The organism is Nocardioides sp. BP30, assembly GCF_029873215.1.
Lineage (GTDB): Bacteria > Actinomycetota > Actinomycetes > Propionibacteriales > Nocardioidaceae > Nocardioides.
Window position 1 is genome coordinate 2,531,071 of sequence record NZ_CP123620.1, and the last position, 15,480, is coordinate 2,546,550.

Below are 15,480 nucleotides of genomic sequence, written 5' to 3' on the forward strand. Positions count from 1 at the left end.
CACGCCCATGGGTAAGCAGGAGGACTTCGTCCTGAGGGCGCTCGAGGAGCGCGATGTCCGGTTCGTGCGACTGTGGTTCACCGACGTGCTCGGCTTCCTCAAGTCCGTCGCGATCGCTCCCGCCGAGCTCGAGGGGGCCTTCGCCGAGGGCATCGGCTTCGACGGCAGCGCGATCGAGGGCTTCGCCCGGGTGACCGAGTCGGACATGCTGGCGCTGCCCGACCCCAGCACCTTCCAGCTCCTGCCCTGGCGGGTCGACCACGGCCCCGCCACCGCGCGCATGTTCTGCGACATCGTGATGCCCGACGGCAGCCCGTCGTACGCCGACCCGCGCTATGTGCTCAAGCGCACGCTGTCGAGGGCGGCCGAGAAGGGGCTGACCTTCTACACCCACCCCGAGATCGAGTTCTACCTCTTCAAGGACGAGCCGTCGGACGGTGTGACGCCGGTTCCGGTCGACTCCAGCGGCTACTTCGACCACACCGCGCAGTCGATGGGCGCCGACTTCCGGCGCGAGGCGATCAACTACCTCGAGGCGATGGGCATCTCGGTGGAGTTCAGCCACCACGAGGGCGGTCCGGGCCAGCAGGAGATCGACCTGCGCTACGCGGACGCGCTCTCCACCGCCGACAACATCATGACCTTCCGCACCGTCATCCGGGAGGTGGCACTCAGCCAGGGGGTGTGGGCCTCGTTCATGCCCAAGCCCTTCACCGACTTCCCCGGGTCGGGCATGCACACGCACGTGAGCCTCTTCGAGGGCGACCAGAACGCCTTCTACGAGGCCGGCGCCGAGTACCAGCTCTCCCAGACCGGCCGCCGCTTCATCGCCGGGGTCCTGCGGCACGCACCCGAGATCAGCGTGGTGACCAACCAGTGGGTGAACTCCTACAAGCGGATCGTGGCCGAGGGCGAAGCGCCGGCGCACATCTCGTGGGGGCACAACAACCGCTCGGCGATGATCCGGGTGCCCATGTACAAGCCGTCCAAGGGCCAGTCCACCCGGGTCGAGATCCGCACCCTGGACCCCGCCTGCAACCCCTACCTCGCGTTCGCCGCGGTGCTCGCGGCCGGGATGAAGGGCATCGAGGAGGAGTACGAGCTCCCGCCCGAGGCCGAGGACGACGTGTGGGCCCTCACCGACCGCGAGCGTGCGGCGCTGGGCATCGACCCGCTGCCGCGCGGGCTCGACGAGGCGATCGCCGTCGCGGAGAAGTCCGAGCTGCTGGCCGAGACCCTCGGCGAGCACGTGTACGACTTCTTCCTGCGCAACAAGCGTGCCGAGTGGGCCGAGTACCGCGCACAGGTCAGCGCCTTCGAGCGCTCGCGGATGCTGCCGGTGCTCTAGGCCGCCCGATGACGCGCGTCCTGGTCGTGCAGCACGATCCCACCTGCCCGCCGGCCCTGTTCGGGACCTGGCTGGAGGAGGCGGGCTGCCGGCTCGACGTGCGCCGGGCCCACCTCGGCGAGGAGCAGCCCAGCGTGCGGCAGTACGACGGCCTGCTCGTGCTCGGCGGCGCGATGGACGCCGACGACGACGCCGGCTGCCCGTGGCTGCCCGCCACCCGTGACCGGATCCGCGAGGCCGCCCTGCTCGGCGCGCCCACGCTGGGCATCTGCCTGGGCCACCAGCTGGCGGCGATCGCGCTCGGCGGCACCGTGGCCCGCCGCGAGGCGGGTCCGCAGATCGGTGTGCTCGATGTCGGCTGGGGCTGCGAGGTGCTGCTGGATCCGCTCGTGGACCGGATCGCCGGCGAGGGCCGGGCGGTGCACTGGAACCAGGACGTCGTGGTGGGCCTGCCTCCCGAGGCGGAGGTGCTCGCGCGCGGACCGCACGGCGAGGTGCAGGCGGCCCGGCTGGCCCGGACGGTGTGGGGTGTGCAGTTCCACCCCGAGGTCGACGGCGAGGTGGTGGCGACCTGGACGGCCGTCGACGCCGGTGGGGTGCACGCGGCCGGCCTGACGGCGGAGGAACTGGTGTCCCAGACCAGGGCGGCGGCCGAGGAGCTCACCGATGCCTGGCGCCCGCTGGCGCAGGCCTTCGCCCGGATGGCACGGGGCCGCTCCGCGGCCAACGGAGCGTTGTGGGAGTGACGTGAGCCCTCGGACCATGACCGGCAAGGGGCTGCTGCTGCGGCTCGGTTTCACCGACACCGACGCGGCAGCCGCGGGGATGGCCTCCCTCGGCACCGTCACCGACCCGCTGATCGCGCTCTTCGGCCGCACCGCCGACCCGGACCTCGCGCTTGCCGCATTGGTGCGGCTGGCCGATGCGGTCCCCGATCGGGAGCAGCTGCTCGACGAGCTCGCCGACGACGAGGGCACCGCGATGCGGCTGCTGTCCGTGCTCGGTGCCTCCGAGGCGCTCGGCGACCACCTCGCCCGGCACCCGGAGCAGTGGCGCGACCTGTGCGACCCCATGCTGGGCTCGACCAGGCCGGCGGCGTACTTCCTGCGCGATCACCTGCTCGACGCGGTCGCCGGGCTCGACCCGGTGGCTGCGCGCGACGCCCTCCGGGTCGAGTACCGGCGGCTGCTGCTGCGGCTGGCCGCCCGCGATCTGGGTCACGAGATGGGCGTCGACGACGTCGCCGCCGAGCTCTCCGACCTGGCCGCCGGCACGCTGGAGGCAGCGCTGGCGATCGCGCGCACCGAGGTCGACGGCGCCGACCGGGTGCGGCTGGCGGTCATCGCGATGGGCAAGTGCGGTGCCCACGAGCTCAACTACGTCTCCGACGTCGACGTGATCTTCGTGCACGACGGCCCGGACGAGATCGCCGTCAGGCTGGCCAGCGCGCTGATGCGGATCTGCTCCGAGCACACCCGCGAGGGCGCCATCTGGCAGGTCGACGCGGCCCTGCGTCCCGAAGGCAAGTCGGGCGTGTTGAGCCGCACCCTCGCCGGCCACGTCGCCTATTACGAGCGCTGGGCGTCCACCTGGGAGTTCCAGGCGCTGCTCAAGGCACGCCCGGTGGCCGGCGACCGCGAGCTCGGTGCCGCCTACGTCGAACAGCTCTCGCCGCTGGTGTGGCGCGCCGCCGAGCGCGACGGCTTCGTCGCCGACACCCAGGCCATGCGCCGCCGGGTGGTCGATCACATCCCGGCCAAGGACGCCGACCGCGAGCTCAAGCTCGGGGTCGGCGGGCTGCGCGACGTCGAGTTCGCCGTGCAGCTGCTCCAGCTCGTGCACGGGCGCGCGGACACCTCGTTGCGGGTGCCGGCGACGCTGAGCGCGATCGCGCGGCTTACCGAGGGCGGGTACGTCGGCCGCGAGGACGGCGAGGCGCTGCACGCGGCGTACACGTTCCTGCGGACCCTGGAGCACCGCATCCAGCTGCGCCGGCTGAGGCGTACTCACGTCCTCCCGCGCGACGAGGAGTCGCTGCGTCACCTGGGCCGCTCGATGGGTCTGATGCGCGACCCCGCCGCCTCGCTCGAGAAGGAGCTCGCCTTCCACCGCATGACGGTCGGACGGCTGCACCAGAAGCTCTTCTACCGCCCGCTGCTCTCGGCAGTGGCCCGGATACCCGGCGAGGAGGCCCGGCTCTCACTCGCCGCGGCCGAGGAGCGGCTGACCGCCCTCGGGTACGCCGACCCCGCGGCCGCGCTGCGGCATCTCGACGCGCTCAGCAGCGGGGTCAGACGGAGCGCGGCGATGCAGCGCACCCTGCTCCCGGTGATGCTGCAGTGGTTCGCCGAGGGACCCGATCCGGACATGGGCCTGTTCGGCTTCCGTCGCATCAGCGAGGCGCTCGGATCCTCGCCCTGGTACCTGCGCGCCCTGCGCGACGAGGGGCTGATCGCCGAGCGCCTGGCTCGCGTGCTGTCGACCTCGCGTTACACCACCGCGCTCCTCGAGCGGGAGCCCGAGGGGGTGCGGATCCTCGGCGGCTCGCTGGAGCCGACCCCGTCCGAGAGCCTGCTCGCCGAGATGCGGGGCGTCGTCGAGCGCCACCGGGACCTGGCGGCAGCGGTGCATCTGGTGCGCGGGATCAGGCGGCGCGAGCTGTTCCGGATCAGCGCGGGTGAGCTGGTCGGCGTGCTCGACGTCGAGCAGGTCGGCGCCGCGCTGAGCCGACTCACCGACGCGGTGCTGGAGTCCACGCTGGGGGCGGTGGTCCAGGAGGTGGCCGCCCAGCAGGGGCTGGCAGCGCCGCCGACGCGGCTCGCCATCGTCGCGATGGGCCGCTACGGCGGCTTCGAGCTGTCCTATGCCAGCGACGCGGACGTCCTGTTCGTGCACCAGCCCGAGGAGGGTGTCGCCACCGAGGTGGCGGCGACCTTCGCCCGCGCCGTCGTGGAGCGGCTGCGCGGCCTGCTCAACTCGCCCGGCTCGGATTCGGCGCTGTTGCTCGACGCCGACCTGCGTCCCGAGGGTCGGCAGGGTGCCCTGGTGCGCACCCTCGACTCCTACGCGGCCTACTACGCCAAGTGGTCGATGGTCTGGGAGGCCCAGGCTCTGCTGCGTGCGGACGCGGTCGTCGGTGACGCGGGTCTGCGCGACGCCTTCACCGCGATGATCGACCCGTTGCGCTATCCGGCGACGGGGCTGGCCGAGGGCGACGTGCGCGAGGTGCGCCGGATCAAGGGCCGCGTCGACGCCGAGCGGCTGCCGCGCGGGGCGGACCCGGCGACGCATCTCAAGCTCGGACGCGGCGGCCTGGCCGACATCGAGTGGAGCGTGCAGCTGTTGCAGATGCGCCACTCCCACGCCGTACCCGGGCTCCGGACGCCGCGCACGCTGGAAGCGTTGACGGCGGCGGTCGCCGCGGACCTGATCGCGGCGGACGACGCCGACGGGCTCGCCGAGGCCTGGCGGCGGGTGAGCCGGATGCGCAACGCGGTGACGCTGGTGCGCGGCCGGCCCTCGGACCAGCTGCCCACCAACGTCACCGAACGTCGCGCTGTCGCCTCGATCCTGGGCTACCCCGCGGACGCGAGCGACGAGATGGTCAACGACTACCTGCGGGCCACCCGACTGGCCAGCGGCATCGTGGACCGGGTGTTCTGGGGCGACTGACCGAGCTCAGTCGCCCTCCCGGTTGCTCAGTACTCGCTGGTCCGACGCTCCTGGACGGTCTGGGTGCCGTCCGCGTGCGTCGTCGTCGCGACCGTGCGGTTGGCCCGCCCGCGGTTCCAGGTCATCGCCGTCAGGACGATCACCGCCGCGCCGACCGCTGCGAGGATCCAGCCGATGGTGTGCACCTCGACACCCTGGACCTGCTTGTCGACGGCCAGGGCAAGGATGAGGCCCACCGCCAGAAGAAATGCTCCACCGCCGTAGCCCATGACAGACTCCTTCGTGTCCAGCCCGCTCTGCTTGCGGGCGTGATCGTGGGTCTCGGTGCCCTGCTTCACCGTCGGCCAAACCGCTGCGACCCGATCGCCCCTGCGGATCGCTGCTAGGTTAGAACGTGTTCTCGTAGGGCCGCGACACGATCGCGGCGAGGAGGGATGACGATGGCCGCCGGACGCGACGCCGTACGACTCACCGAGGAGGAGCTCGCCGGCTTCCTCGCCGACCAGATGAAGGTCCAGGTCGCCACCATCGGCCTGGACGGTACGCCGCACCTGGCCACGCTGTTCTACGCGCTCGACGAGGCCGGCCACATCGCCTTCTGGACCTATGCGTCCTCGCAGAAGATCACCAACCTGCGCCGGGACGCGCGGGTCAGCGCTCTGGTGGAGGACGGCACGGACTACTTCGAGCTGCGCGGCGTCAGCATCCGCGGCACCGCGCGTCTGGTAGAGGAGTACGACGAGGTGCGCGTGCTCGGCGCCCGGGTGATGAGGCGGATGGCCGGCGGAGCCGATCTCGGCGAGCTCGGTGACCAGGTGCTCGACGCCCAGGCGCGCAAGCGCGTCGGGGTGGTCATCGAGCCGGAGCGGATCGCCAGCTGGGACCACCGCAAGATGGCGTCGCTGCCGGGGCAGGCCGGCTAGCGGAGCAGGAGGCCGACCGCCACCTCCAGTTGGTGCTCGACGTCCTCGGGGGCGGTGCGGCCGGTCACCCAGCCCACCAGCGCGGCCAGCCACACGTCCGAGATCACCCGGATGACGGCCGCCTCCGCGGCGGTGGCCTCACCGTGCTCGGGAGAGCCTGCGATAGCGCGGGCGATCATCGTGCTGAGCCGCCGGGCGACGCCGTGGATCTCGCCGGAGACCGACGCGTCGGCGAACATGAAGGCCCGCACCATCGCCTCGGTGAGCAGCGGCTGCTTCTGCAGCAGCCTGGTGGTGCGGCCGAGGAGGAACATCACGCGTTCCTGCGGCGACGTACCGGGGATCGCCCGAACAGCCGTGCGCTGCTCCGCCTGCTCGAACTCGCGATCGAGGGCACCGACCAGCAGGTGGATCTTGGAGGGGAAGTAGCGGTAGAGCGTGCCGAGCGCGACCTGGGCCTGTTCGGCCACGGTGCGCATCTGGACGGCCTCGAATCCGCCCTCGGAGGCCAGCGCGATCGTCGCGTCCAGGATCCGCCGCCGACGTTCGAGCCGGGCGGCTGATCCGGCGCGGGAGCGCGCCTCGGTGGCGCCCGTGCTGGTCACGGGGCGGTCTCCGACTCCTGATGGTCGTGCTGGCGGTGCCATTCAAGCCATTGCTGCACCGCGCCGATCGCCGCGTGCGCGCGGATCGAACCGAAGATCTCGAAGGCATGCTGCGCCCCCGGCACCTCCACGTAGGTGACGCTCGCACGGGACACCTCACGCAACCGCTCCACGAAGGCGCGCGCCTGCCGGACCGAGACCATCGTGTCGGCGTCGCCGTGGATGACGAGGAAGTCGGGCGCGTCCGGGGTGATGTGCTCGATCGGCGAGGCCTCGCGGAAGTCCTCGATGGTGGCTCCGTCGGCGAAGACCCGGCGGGTGAGGAAGCGCCGGACGTAGACCGCGTAGGGATCGTCGCTCGCCATGTCGTAGACGCCGTAGAAGGGTACGCAGCCGGCGACCGGCGGGTCGGCCGTGAGGGCGGCCAGAGCGGCCAGGTGACCGCCGGCGGAGCCACCGGTGAGGACCAGGTGCCCCGGGTCGCCGCCGTACTCGTCGATGTGATCGCGCACCCACGCGATCGCGTTGCGCACGTCGTTGATCTGGGTGGGCCAGCGGTACTTCGGTGCCAAGCGGTAGTTGATCGCCACGCAGACCCAGCCCTGCGCGGCCATCCGGTTCATCAGGAGCAGGCCCTGCTCCTCCTTGCGGCCGATCGTCCAGGCGCCGCCGTGGATCTGCACCAGGACCGGGGCGTCGGGGACGCGGTGCTCCTCGCGCGGCCGGTAGATGTCCAGCCGCGCCTTGACGCCGCCCTCGGTGTAGGGGACGTCGCGGATCACCTCCACGCGCGGGTCTGCGAGCGCGAACGGCCGCGCCAGCGTGCGCAGCGAGGTCCGGTCGGTGCGCTTCTCCTGCGCCGACGGCTCGGGGGAGACGGCCGCGAGGGTCTCGTCGAGCACCTCCTTGAACGCGGCGCCGGCGCCGCTGGCGCGCCAGGTGAGGTACCCCAGCCCGGCTGTGGTCGCGGCCGCGAGCGCCAGGCCCAGCGGCGACACCCGCCGCCGTACGAGGCCCACAGCGGTGTCCGCCAGCCCGGCGAGCAGCAGCTGCGGTGCCAGCTCGCCGGTGATCCACCCGGCTGCGAAGGCCGGCACCGCCGTCGCCCGCGTGTCGAGAGGACGCACCGCGTTCGCCGTCAGGACGGCGAGGGCAGCCTGTCGCACCGTGTGTCCGCGCATGCGGCCAATGTAGAACGCCGCGCCTACCAGCGCTCGGGCGCGCGGCGGCCGGTGGCCGGCGGCACGGTCGCCGCGGCGGCCTGGCCGCCGCTCAGTTCCTGCGAGCGGTGGGCGCTGAGATGCTCCGCGAGCGCACCGAGCGCCATCGGGTGCGCGATGTGGTAGCCCTGGGCGAGGTCGCAGCCGAGATCGCGTACGGCATCGAGGTCGGCCGCCGTCTCCACCCCCTCGGCGACGACCCGCATGCTGAGATTGTGACCGAGGTCGATCACCGTCCGCGCGATCGCCTTGCGCACCTGATCGGTCGCCATGCCGGTGACGAAGGCACGGTCGATCTTGAGCTCGGCGATCGGCAGGTTGGCGAGGTAGCCCAGCGAGGTCTGGCCCTGGCCGAAGTCGTCGATGCTGACGTGCACGCCGGCCTGCGCGAGCTGCTCGAGCACGCTGCGAGCACGCTCGGGGTTGGTGAGCAGTGCCGTCTCGGTGACCTCGATGACCAGCTGGGACGCCGGCAGGTCCGCGCGTCGCAGCGCGTCGGTCACCTGCTGGACGAAGTCCGTCCGTACGACGCTGCGGGCCGAGACGTTGACGCAGACCCGGATCGGCGTGCCGTGCGCGGAGAGCCGCGACATGTCCTTGAGCGCCCGCTCGAGCACCCACGCGGTCAGTCGCTCGATGAGGTCGGTCTGCTCGGCCATCGGCAGGAAGCGCCCTGGCGGCAGCAGCCCGTGGACGGGGTGGTTCCAGCGCACCAGGGCCTCGACCGCGATGATCGCGCCCGACCTGGCGGCGATCTGTGGCTGGTAGTGCAGCGCCAGCTGACCGCTGCTGAGCGCATGCGGGAGCTCGGTGATGAGCTCCATGTCGGCCGCACCGAAGCGCTCCATCTCGGCGGCGTACTCGGCGATCACGGTGTGGTCCGACTTGGCGGCGTACATCGCCACCTCGGCCTGCTGCATCAGCGTCTGCGCCGAGACCTGCCCGTCGCTGACCTGCACGTAGCCGACGCTCGGGGCCACCGACAGCGGTCGCCCACCCACCTCGGCCTCGGCCGAGACCATCGCGGCGAGCCTGGTCAGGGCCGCGTGCGGGTCCTGCGGGCCGCGCAGGACGAGACCGAACTCGTCGCCGCCGAGGCGCGAGACCACGTCGGGGCGCTTGATGCCCGCGGTGAGCCGACGCGCGACGATGCCCAGCAGCTCGTCGCCGCTGGCGTGCCCGAGGGTGTCGTTGAGGTTCTTGAAGTTGTCCAGGTCCATGACCGCGACGATCGCTGTGCGCTCGATCCCGATGACCCAGGTCACGGCCTCCTCCACGTGCCGCATGAACAGCGCGCGGTTGGGCAGACCGGTGAGCGCGTCGAGACCGACCAGCGCATTCTCGGTCGACGCCTCCGTGCGTCGCCTGCGCTCGAGGACGACGGCGGCCACACCCAGGCAGACCAGGACGGCGAGCAGCCAGAGCGCGAGGTCGCGGTAGAGCGCGCGCCGGATCGCCGCGACGTCAGCGGCGTACGGCGCGTAGGGCAGGTAGACGTCGAGGGTCCCGATGCGCTGGGCGGGCGAGCCGGCGGTCAGCGGGACGGAGACGGCGACCGCGGCGGGGCCGGCCGTACCGGTACCGCCGGCGTCCAGGTGCGTGAGCACGGCGGCGACGTCGTCGTCGGAGCGCGCCGTCACGTCTCCGCCCGGGCTGGCCGGGGGCTTCGCGGTCCTGCGCCCGCTGCTCCGGTCGTAGGAGAACGCGACAGCGCCCCGTTCGTCGCGCAGCTGCAGTCGCAGCACGCGGCCGTCCGCGACCGCGTCGGCGGCCACCCGCGCCATCGCGCCGCGCTCCTGGCTCGACATGCCGGCGCTGAGACCGCGGCCGTCGAGCTGAGGCGCCACCGCCGTCTGCGCCAGCAGCAGCGCCGCCGACCGGGCCTGGGCAAGGCCACGGCTCTTGGCGGTCGCCTGGAGGTTCCAGACCAGCCCTGCTCCGAGCAGCACGACGGGGACCAGGATCACCAGCCCGTAGGTCAGCAGCGACCGCGCCGTCGAGTCGGCTCGACGGCGCCGTCGATCGGTGCTGCGGGCCATGGTGCGGACGCTAGTGCACGCGCGGCGCCGCACCGTGGAGCCGCACCGTGGAGCCGCACCGGAGGGCGAGCCCCGGCGTCGGCTCGGCCGCTCCGCCCTCAGCTCCGGATCGCCGTCGGCACCAGCAGCTCGACGAGAGCCTGGAGCGGCATCGGCCGGGCGATGTGGTAGCCCTGCGCCAGGTCGCAGCCCAGGTCGCGCACGGCGGCCAGGTCCTCCTCGGTCTCGACGCCCTCGGCGACCACCCGCATACCCAGGTTGTGGCCCAGGTCCACGACCGACTCGACGATCGCCGTCCGGACGCGGTCGGTCGCCATGCCCGTCACGAAGCCGCGGTCGATCTTGAGCTCGGCGATCGGCAGGTCGGCGAGGTAGCCGAGCGACGTCTGGCCCTGGCCGAAGTCGTCGATGCTCACGTGCACCCCCGCGCTGTCCAGCTGCTCGAGGACCAGACGTGCTCGCTCGGGGCTGGTGAGCAGGGCCGTCTCGGTCACCTCGACCACCAGCTGCGCGGCCGGCACCGCTGCCGCCTCCAGGGCGGCCATGACCTGGCCCGCGAAGTCCTCGCGCACCACGCTGCGCGCCGACACGTTGACGGCGATCGGGATCGGTCGGCCAAGGCTCGCCAGCCGGGCGGCGTCGGCGAGCGCCGCGCCGAGAACCCACGCGGTGAGACGCTCGATGAGGTCGGTCTGCTCGGCCATCGGCAGGAAGCGGCCCGGCGCGAGGAGGCCGTGCACCGGGTGGTCCCACCGCACCAGCGCCTCGGCCGCCACCACCTCGCCCGAGGCTGCAGCGATCTGCGGCTGGTAGTGCAGCACGAGGTCGCCGTTGCTCAGTGCGTGCGGCAGCTCGGCGATCAGCTCCATGTCGGCGGCGACGAAGTGCTCGAGGGCGGGGGAGTACTCGGCGACCACGGTGTGGTCGCCCTTCGCGGCGTACATCGCCACCTCGGCGCGCTGCATGACCGTCTCGGCGGAGAGCCGGTCGTCACTCAGCGTGAGGTAGCCCACGCTCGGCGCGACCGACAACGGCAGGCCGCCCACCTGCGCCTCGGAGGCGACGACAGCGGCGAGCTCGGCGAGCTCGGCCAGCGGGTCACGGGGCGAGCGCAGCACCAGGCCGAACTCGTCGCCGCCGAGCCGGGAGACCGTGTCGGAGCGGCGCAGGCGCTCCCGCAGCCGGGAGGCGATGATGCCCAGCAGCTCGTCGCCCCGGGAGTGGCCGAGGGTGTCGTTGAGATCCTTGAAGTGGTCGAGGTCCATCATCGCCACGACGACCGGCCGACCCGTCCGAGCCGCCCATCCGGCCGCCTCCTCGACCCGCTGGACGAACAGGGCTCGGTTGGGCAGGCCGGTGAGGGCATCGTGGCGCGCCATCCACTCGTTGGCCGCCAGCTCACGCCGGAGCCTGCGGCTGACCGAGAGCGTGATCACGAAGAGCATCACCGAGAGGCCGGCCAGGCCGAGCGCGAGGTCGCGGTAGAGCACGTGCAGGCTCGCGCGCACGTCGGCCTGGATCGGGGCGTAGGGCAGGTAGGCCTCCAGGACGCCGATCTGCTTGGCCGAGGTGCCGACCGTCAGCGGGAGGTAGACCTCCACGGCGGCGGGACCGACCGGGCCGGAGTCTCCCGGGTCGGCGTTGAGGTGGGTCAGCTGGGCGACCACGTCCCCGTGCGCCGCTGCGACGATCTCGTCGTCATCGTCACCGTACGCCGGCCCCTTCCCCTTTCCCTTCGCCTTCGGATCCTGGGAGAACACCACCGCACCGTGCTCGTCGCGCAGCCGCAGCCGGAGCAACCGCCCGTCGGTCACGGCACGGGTCACCAGGCGGGTCATAGCGGTGCGTTCGCGAGCGGAGAGGCCCTTGCTCAGGGGCTGGCCGTCGAGCTGCGGCGCGACCGCCGTCTGGGCGACCAGCAGCGCCTCGGTCCGCGCCTCGTCCAGACCACGGCTCTGCGCCGTACCCCTGATCCCCAGCGAGAGCCCCAGCCCGAGCAGGAGCACCGGGATCAGGATGAGGACGACGTGGGTCAGCAGCAGCCGGACCGTCGAGCCCGTACGCCGCCGCCGCGGTTCGGTGCTCGGGGACATGGGCGGAGGCTAGTGCACCGCGTCGCCGCCGGGGCGCGTTTCGGCCGGTTGCTGCGCGATCCGGACCGTCGACTCGGGCCTCCGTCCCCGTCGACTCGGGCCTCCGTCCCCGTCGACGCGGGCCTCCGTCCCGTTGCGTCGACACCACCGTGCCGGCGTCGGCCGGCCTAGCGCGGGAGGACCCCGATCACCGGCCGACCGAAGTGGTAGCCCTGGCCGAGGTGGTAGCCGAGCCGGCGCAGGACCTCCGCCTGATGGGCGGTCTCGATCCGCTCGGCGACGAGCCGTACGTCGAGGCTGCGGCCGATGCTCACGATCGCCTCGAGGATCGGAGCCTCGTCGCGGTCCTCGCCGATGGCTCCGACGAGAGCGCCGTCGATCTTGAGCACGTCGATCGGCAGCTGCTCGAGGCGTCGCAGCGAGGAGTAGCCGGAGCCGAAGTCGTCCATGGCGACGAGGACGCCGCGTGCGCGCAGGGCGCGCAGGTTCGCCAGCACCTGGGGTTCCTCGTCGTCGAACGCCCCCTCCGTGATCTCCAGGACCAACAGGTTGGCCGGCATCGACCAGGCATCGAGCAGGGCGATCACCCTCGAGGCGTAGTCGGGGCTGCGCAGCTCCACCGCCGAGGCGTTCACCCCGACCGAGCGCCGCGGCTCGGCACTCGCCATCAGGGTCCGGCAGACAGTCCCCAGCGACCACGCGCCCAGCGCGTGGATCGCCCCGGTGCGCTCGGCCTCGGGGATGAACTGGTCCGGCATGATCAGCCCCTTTTGCGGGTGCTGCCACCGGGCGAGCGCCTCGCAGCCGATCACCTCGCCGGTGGCCAGCTGCACGACGGGCTGGTAGGCGAGCACCATCTCGCCGGCGGCGATGGCGGCCTCCAGCTCGCTGGCCGATCGCGACGGGTCGCCGTAGGCGACGATGCGGTCCCGCCCGGCCGTCTTGGCCTCGTAGAGGGCGACGTCGGCACGGTTCATCAGGATCGAGCCGGAGTCGCCCGGCTGCCAGGCGGCCACGCCGACCGACACTGTCACCTCCGCCGGGGCACCGCTGCGCAGCACGTCGGCGAGATCGGCCGCCCGGCCGAGGGTGCTGTCGGGAAGCAGCAGCGCGAACTCGTCCCCGCCGTACCGGGCGAGGGTGGCCACCGGCGGGATCAGCGGTGCCCAGCTCCGGGCGCATGCGATCAGCAACCGGTCGCCGGCCGGATGGCCCGCAGTGTCGTTGATCTGCTTGAAGCGGTCCACGTCGAGCACCGCGAGGCAGAGCCGGCGACCGTCGCGCTCGGCGCTCCGCAGCGCCTCCTCCAGCCGGCGGTCGAAGCCGCGGCGGCTGGCGAGCCCGGTCAGGAAGTCCCGGTCGGCGGCGCTGGCGGCCCGTGCCAGCCAGGCGACGACGAGTGTCGTCCCGAGCGTGCAGCCCTGGATCAGCACGATCGACCCAGGGGCGATGTCGACGGCCGCGAGGCAGATCGTGCAGGCGGCCTCGGTGACCAGTACGTGCACGAGGCCCTGGGAGAGCGGGAAGAGGAAGACCGCGTTGATGGTGATGAAGAGGAACGGCATGCTCAGCGCGATCGAGGCGGCATCGCCGTGGCCGAGCAGGACCAGCGCACAGATGAGCCCGGTTCCCAGGGCGATGACCGCGTGGTAGGCCCAGCGGGGGAGCCGCCGCCCCGTCGCCAGGATCAGCCCGCCGACGACCACCCCGACCACGCCGATGACGGCGATGCTGCGGACATCGACCCGATCCGAACCCAGCCGCACCGCGGTCCCGATCAGCAGGATCGTGCCACCCAGGAGGTAGAGGCTCGCGGCGGTCCAGCGCAGGGTGTTGATCGTCGCCACCGACGGCGCCTCGCGCCATGCCCGGCTCCGAGCGAGGGAGGAGGGGCTCCACGAGCGGCGCTCTCGATCCATCACCCGGTCAGTGTGGCAGCGCCATGGCGCGGATGCGGTGAGTTCGGCTCTCGGGCCGACGCGTCGGCCGACGGTGCGGGCATCGCGGCTCGCACCGCGGGTAACGGACAGCCGTGATCGACTCCGAGCGGATCCTCCTGGTGACCGGTGCCTCCAGCGGGATCGGCCGCGCGACAGCCCTCGCGGCGGCATCGGCCGGAGCCCACCTCGTCCTCGCAGCGCGTGACCCCGACGCGTTGCAGGAGACGGCCGACGCCTGCGAGTGCGCCGGCGCCGCCTCAGCCCTCGCCGTCCCGACCGACATCGGCCTCGACTCCGACGTCGAGGCGCTGGTCGGGGCCGTGCTCGAACGACACGGGCGAGTGGACGTCGCGGTGCACTGCGCGGGCGTGGCGGCGTACGGCCGGACCGAGCAGATCCCGGCGGAGGTGTTCGACGGCGTGATCGCCACCAACCTGACCGGCTCGGTCAATCTCGCCCGCCACGTGCTGCCGGTGCTGCGGCGTCAGCGCCACGGCACGCTCGTCCTGGTCGGTTCGGTGATCGGGCACCTCGGGGTGCCGACGATGAGTCCCTACGTGCTCAGCAAGTGGGGCGTGCGGGCGCTGGCGCGCCAGCTACAGCTGGAGAACCGCGACGTGCCCGGGGTGAGCGTGCGCTACGTCGCACCAGGGGGCATCGACACCCCGATCTACCGGCTGGCGGCCAACTACGCGGGGTTCCAGGGCATGCCGCCACCGCCGGTGCGCCGTCCTGACCGGGTCGCCCGCCAGCTCCTCGATCGGGTCGACACCCGCCGGGGGCGCGATCAGCTCGAGCTGACCAATGAGCTGATGCGCTTCGGGTTCACCGTGTTCCCGCGGTTGTACGACGCGCTCGTGGGGCCGTTGTTCGCCGCCGCAGCCCGCGATCTCGGCGCGCCGCTGGCGCCGGGGCCGGGCAACGTCCTGGCGCCGCACCACGTCCGCGAAGGCGGTGACGACGGGGGTCGAGCTCGACGGGGCCTCGGCGTCCTCGCGGTGCTGCGCAACGTCGGTCGCCTGGTCCGTGGACCTCGGGGAGGTCAATGACCCCGTGCGGCGACGATCGCGGTACCGCCCGACCAACGCGCCAGCAGGTGCGCTCGCGACCCGTCCGACTCGCGCGGGTCGGTCGCGATCACCGGTACGCCGGCCTCCTGGTCGTGCCCGTCGGGCAGGACGAGGGTGACCCGCACGGTGGGCTCGCGGGTCTGGATCCGCTCGGCGCCGTCCCAGACCTCCTCGGTGGCCTGGGCCTGGTCGCCGCGCAGCGCGCGGTCGTAGCAGCCCAGGGCCACCGGGTCCCCGAGGCCGTCGTAGACCCAGCGGGTGCCGAGCACGCTGTGCTCCATGGTGCAGATCAGGTGCGCGTCAGCGCCCGCGAGCGGGGCATTGCGGTAGGTGAGCACCGCATGCAGCACCGTCCCACCCGCGTCCAGCAGGAAGCCCTCGACGCCGACCTGGCCCTCCGGGTCGTCGAACCGGTAGGCGCCGAGGACCGTCACCGGGCTGCCGAGTCGCCGCTCGAGCACCTCGGCCTTGGTCGGCGCGATCGTGGCCCGGTGGATGACTGCCATGGTCGAACCCTAGCGACCGACCGTGGCTGGCAGGCGCACCCGGTGTGCGCTTCCCTCCACGGTC

At 72.6% G+C, this 15,480-nt stretch carries 12 protein-coding genes; 5 read left to right on the forward strand and 7 right to left on the reverse strand.

Annotated elements, in window-relative coordinates; genetic code table 11:
• Window positions 1-7: 7 nt before the first annotated feature.
• Genes P5P86_RS12025 through P5P86_RS12035 form a run of 3 tightly spaced genes read left to right on the forward strand, consistent with a single transcriptional unit; the run spans window position 8 to window position 5,020 of the window.
• Window positions 8-1,348: a glutamine synthetase family protein gene (locus P5P86_RS12025; RefSeq protein ID WP_280607674.1), complete on the forward strand. Its 1,341-nt coding sequence runs from the start codon at window positions 8-10 to the stop codon at window positions 1,346-1,348.
• 8 nt (window positions 1,349-1,356) lie between these two features.
• Window positions 1,357-2,094: a type 1 glutamine amidotransferase gene (locus P5P86_RS12030; RefSeq protein WP_280607675.1), complete on the forward strand. Its 738-nt coding sequence runs from the start codon at window positions 1,357-1,359 to the stop codon at window positions 2,092-2,094.
• Window positions 2,095-2,110: 16 nt separating this feature from the next.
• Window positions 2,111-5,020 carry a bifunctional [glutamine synthetase] adenylyltransferase/[glutamine synthetase]-adenylyl-L-tyrosine phosphorylase gene (locus tag P5P86_RS12035; protein WP_280611254.1) on the forward strand — a complete coding sequence of 970 codons (2,910 nt, stop codon included), beginning with the start codon at window positions 2,111-2,113 and terminating at the stop codon, window positions 5,018-5,020.
• Between the two features lie 26 nt (window positions 5,021-5,046).
• Here the strand turns inward: P5P86_RS12035 and P5P86_RS12040 are convergent, their stop codons facing one another.
• The gene (locus P5P86_RS12040) at window positions 5,047-5,358 is read right to left on the reverse strand and encodes a DUF6458 family protein (RefSeq protein ID WP_280607676.1); all 312 of its coding nucleotides are present in this window, start codon (window positions 5,356-5,358) and stop codon (window positions 5,047-5,049) included.
• Between the two features lie 102 nt (window positions 5,359-5,460).
• On the opposite strand from P5P86_RS12040, the gene P5P86_RS12045 reads away from it, so the two are divergent.
• Window positions 5,461-5,943: a pyridoxamine 5'-phosphate oxidase family protein gene (locus tag P5P86_RS12045; RefSeq protein WP_280607677.1), complete on the forward strand. Its 483-nt coding sequence runs from the start codon at window positions 5,461-5,463 to the stop codon at window positions 5,941-5,943.
• On the opposite strand, the gene P5P86_RS12050 is transcribed toward P5P86_RS12045, so the two are convergent.
• From P5P86_RS12050 to P5P86_RS12070, 5 genes are all read right to left on the reverse strand, one after another.
• Window positions 5,940-6,548: a TetR family transcriptional regulator gene (locus tag P5P86_RS12050; RefSeq protein ID WP_280607678.1), complete on the reverse strand. Its 609-nt coding sequence runs from the start codon at window positions 6,546-6,548 to the stop codon at window positions 5,940-5,942. The two genes, P5P86_RS12045 and P5P86_RS12050, sit on opposite strands and share 4 nt — an antisense overlap.
• Window positions 6,545-7,729: an alpha/beta hydrolase gene (locus P5P86_RS12055; protein ID WP_280607679.1), complete on the reverse strand. Its 1,185-nt coding sequence runs from the start codon at window positions 7,727-7,729 to the stop codon at window positions 6,545-6,547. Before P5P86_RS12055 ends, P5P86_RS12050 begins: the two co-directional genes overlap by 4 nt.
• A 23-nt stretch (window positions 7,730-7,752) precedes the next feature.
• Window positions 7,753-9,807, reverse strand: a complete 2,055-nt coding sequence (locus tag P5P86_RS12060; RefSeq protein ID WP_280607680.1) for a putative bifunctional diguanylate cyclase/phosphodiesterase — start codon at window positions 9,805-9,807, stop codon at window positions 7,753-7,755.
• 98 nt (window positions 9,808-9,905) lie between these two features.
• Window positions 9,906-11,900, reverse strand: coding sequence for a putative bifunctional diguanylate cyclase/phosphodiesterase (locus P5P86_RS12065; protein ID WP_280607681.1), 1,995 nt, complete (start codon window positions 11,898-11,900; stop codon window positions 9,906-9,908).
• Window positions 11,901-12,067: 167 nt separating this feature from the next.
• A complete protein-coding gene (locus tag P5P86_RS12070; RefSeq protein ID WP_280607682.1) occupies window positions 12,068-13,819 on the reverse strand; it encodes a putative bifunctional diguanylate cyclase/phosphodiesterase in 1,752 nt (583 codons plus the stop codon).
• A 113-nt stretch (window positions 13,820-13,932) separates the two neighbouring features.
• On the opposite strand from P5P86_RS12070, the gene P5P86_RS12075 reads away from it, so the two are divergent.
• Window positions 13,933-14,889, forward strand: coding sequence for an SDR family NAD(P)-dependent oxidoreductase (locus P5P86_RS12075; protein ID WP_280607683.1), 957 nt, complete (start codon window positions 13,933-13,935; stop codon window positions 14,887-14,889).
• Here P5P86_RS12075 and P5P86_RS12080 read toward each other — a convergent pair.
• A complete protein-coding gene (locus P5P86_RS12080) occupies window positions 14,883-15,416 on the reverse strand; it encodes a maltokinase N-terminal cap-like domain-containing protein (RefSeq protein ID WP_280607684.1) in 534 nt (177 codons plus the stop codon). The two genes, P5P86_RS12075 and P5P86_RS12080, sit on opposite strands and share 7 nt — an antisense overlap.
• Window positions 15,417-15,480: the final 64 nt, after the last annotated feature.

Coding starts and splice junctions, on each gene's coding strand:
- P5P86_RS12070 (WP_280607682.1), bottom strand. CDS start 13,819: ATGGATCGAGAGCGCCGCTCGTGGAGCCCCTCCTCCCTCGCTCGGAGC.
- P5P86_RS12045 (WP_280607677.1), top strand. CDS start 5,461: ATGGCCGCCGGACGCGACGCCGTACGACTCACCGAGGAGGAGCTCGCC.
- P5P86_RS12080 (WP_280607684.1), bottom strand. CDS start 15,416: ATGGCAGTCATCCACCGGGCCACGATCGCGCCGACCAAGGCCGAGGTG.
- P5P86_RS12025 (WP_280607674.1), top strand. CDS start 8: ATGGGTAAGCAGGAGGACTTCGTCCTGAGGGCGCTCGAGGAGCGCGAT.
- P5P86_RS12035 (WP_280611254.1), top strand. CDS start 2,111: ATGACCGGCAAGGGGCTGCTGCTGCGGCTCGGTTTCACCGACACCGAC.
- P5P86_RS12055 (WP_280607679.1), bottom strand. CDS start 7,729: ATGCGCGGACACACGGTGCGACAGGCTGCCCTCGCCGTCCTGACGGCG.
- P5P86_RS12030 (WP_280607675.1), top strand. CDS start 1,357: ATGACGCGCGTCCTGGTCGTGCAGCACGATCCCACCTGCCCGCCGGCC.
- P5P86_RS12065 (WP_280607681.1), bottom strand. CDS start 11,900: ATGTCCCCGAGCACCGAACCGCGGCGGCGGCGTACGGGCTCGACGGTC.
- P5P86_RS12060 (WP_280607680.1), bottom strand. CDS start 9,807: ATGGCCCGCAGCACCGATCGACGGCGCCGTCGAGCCGACTCGACGGCG.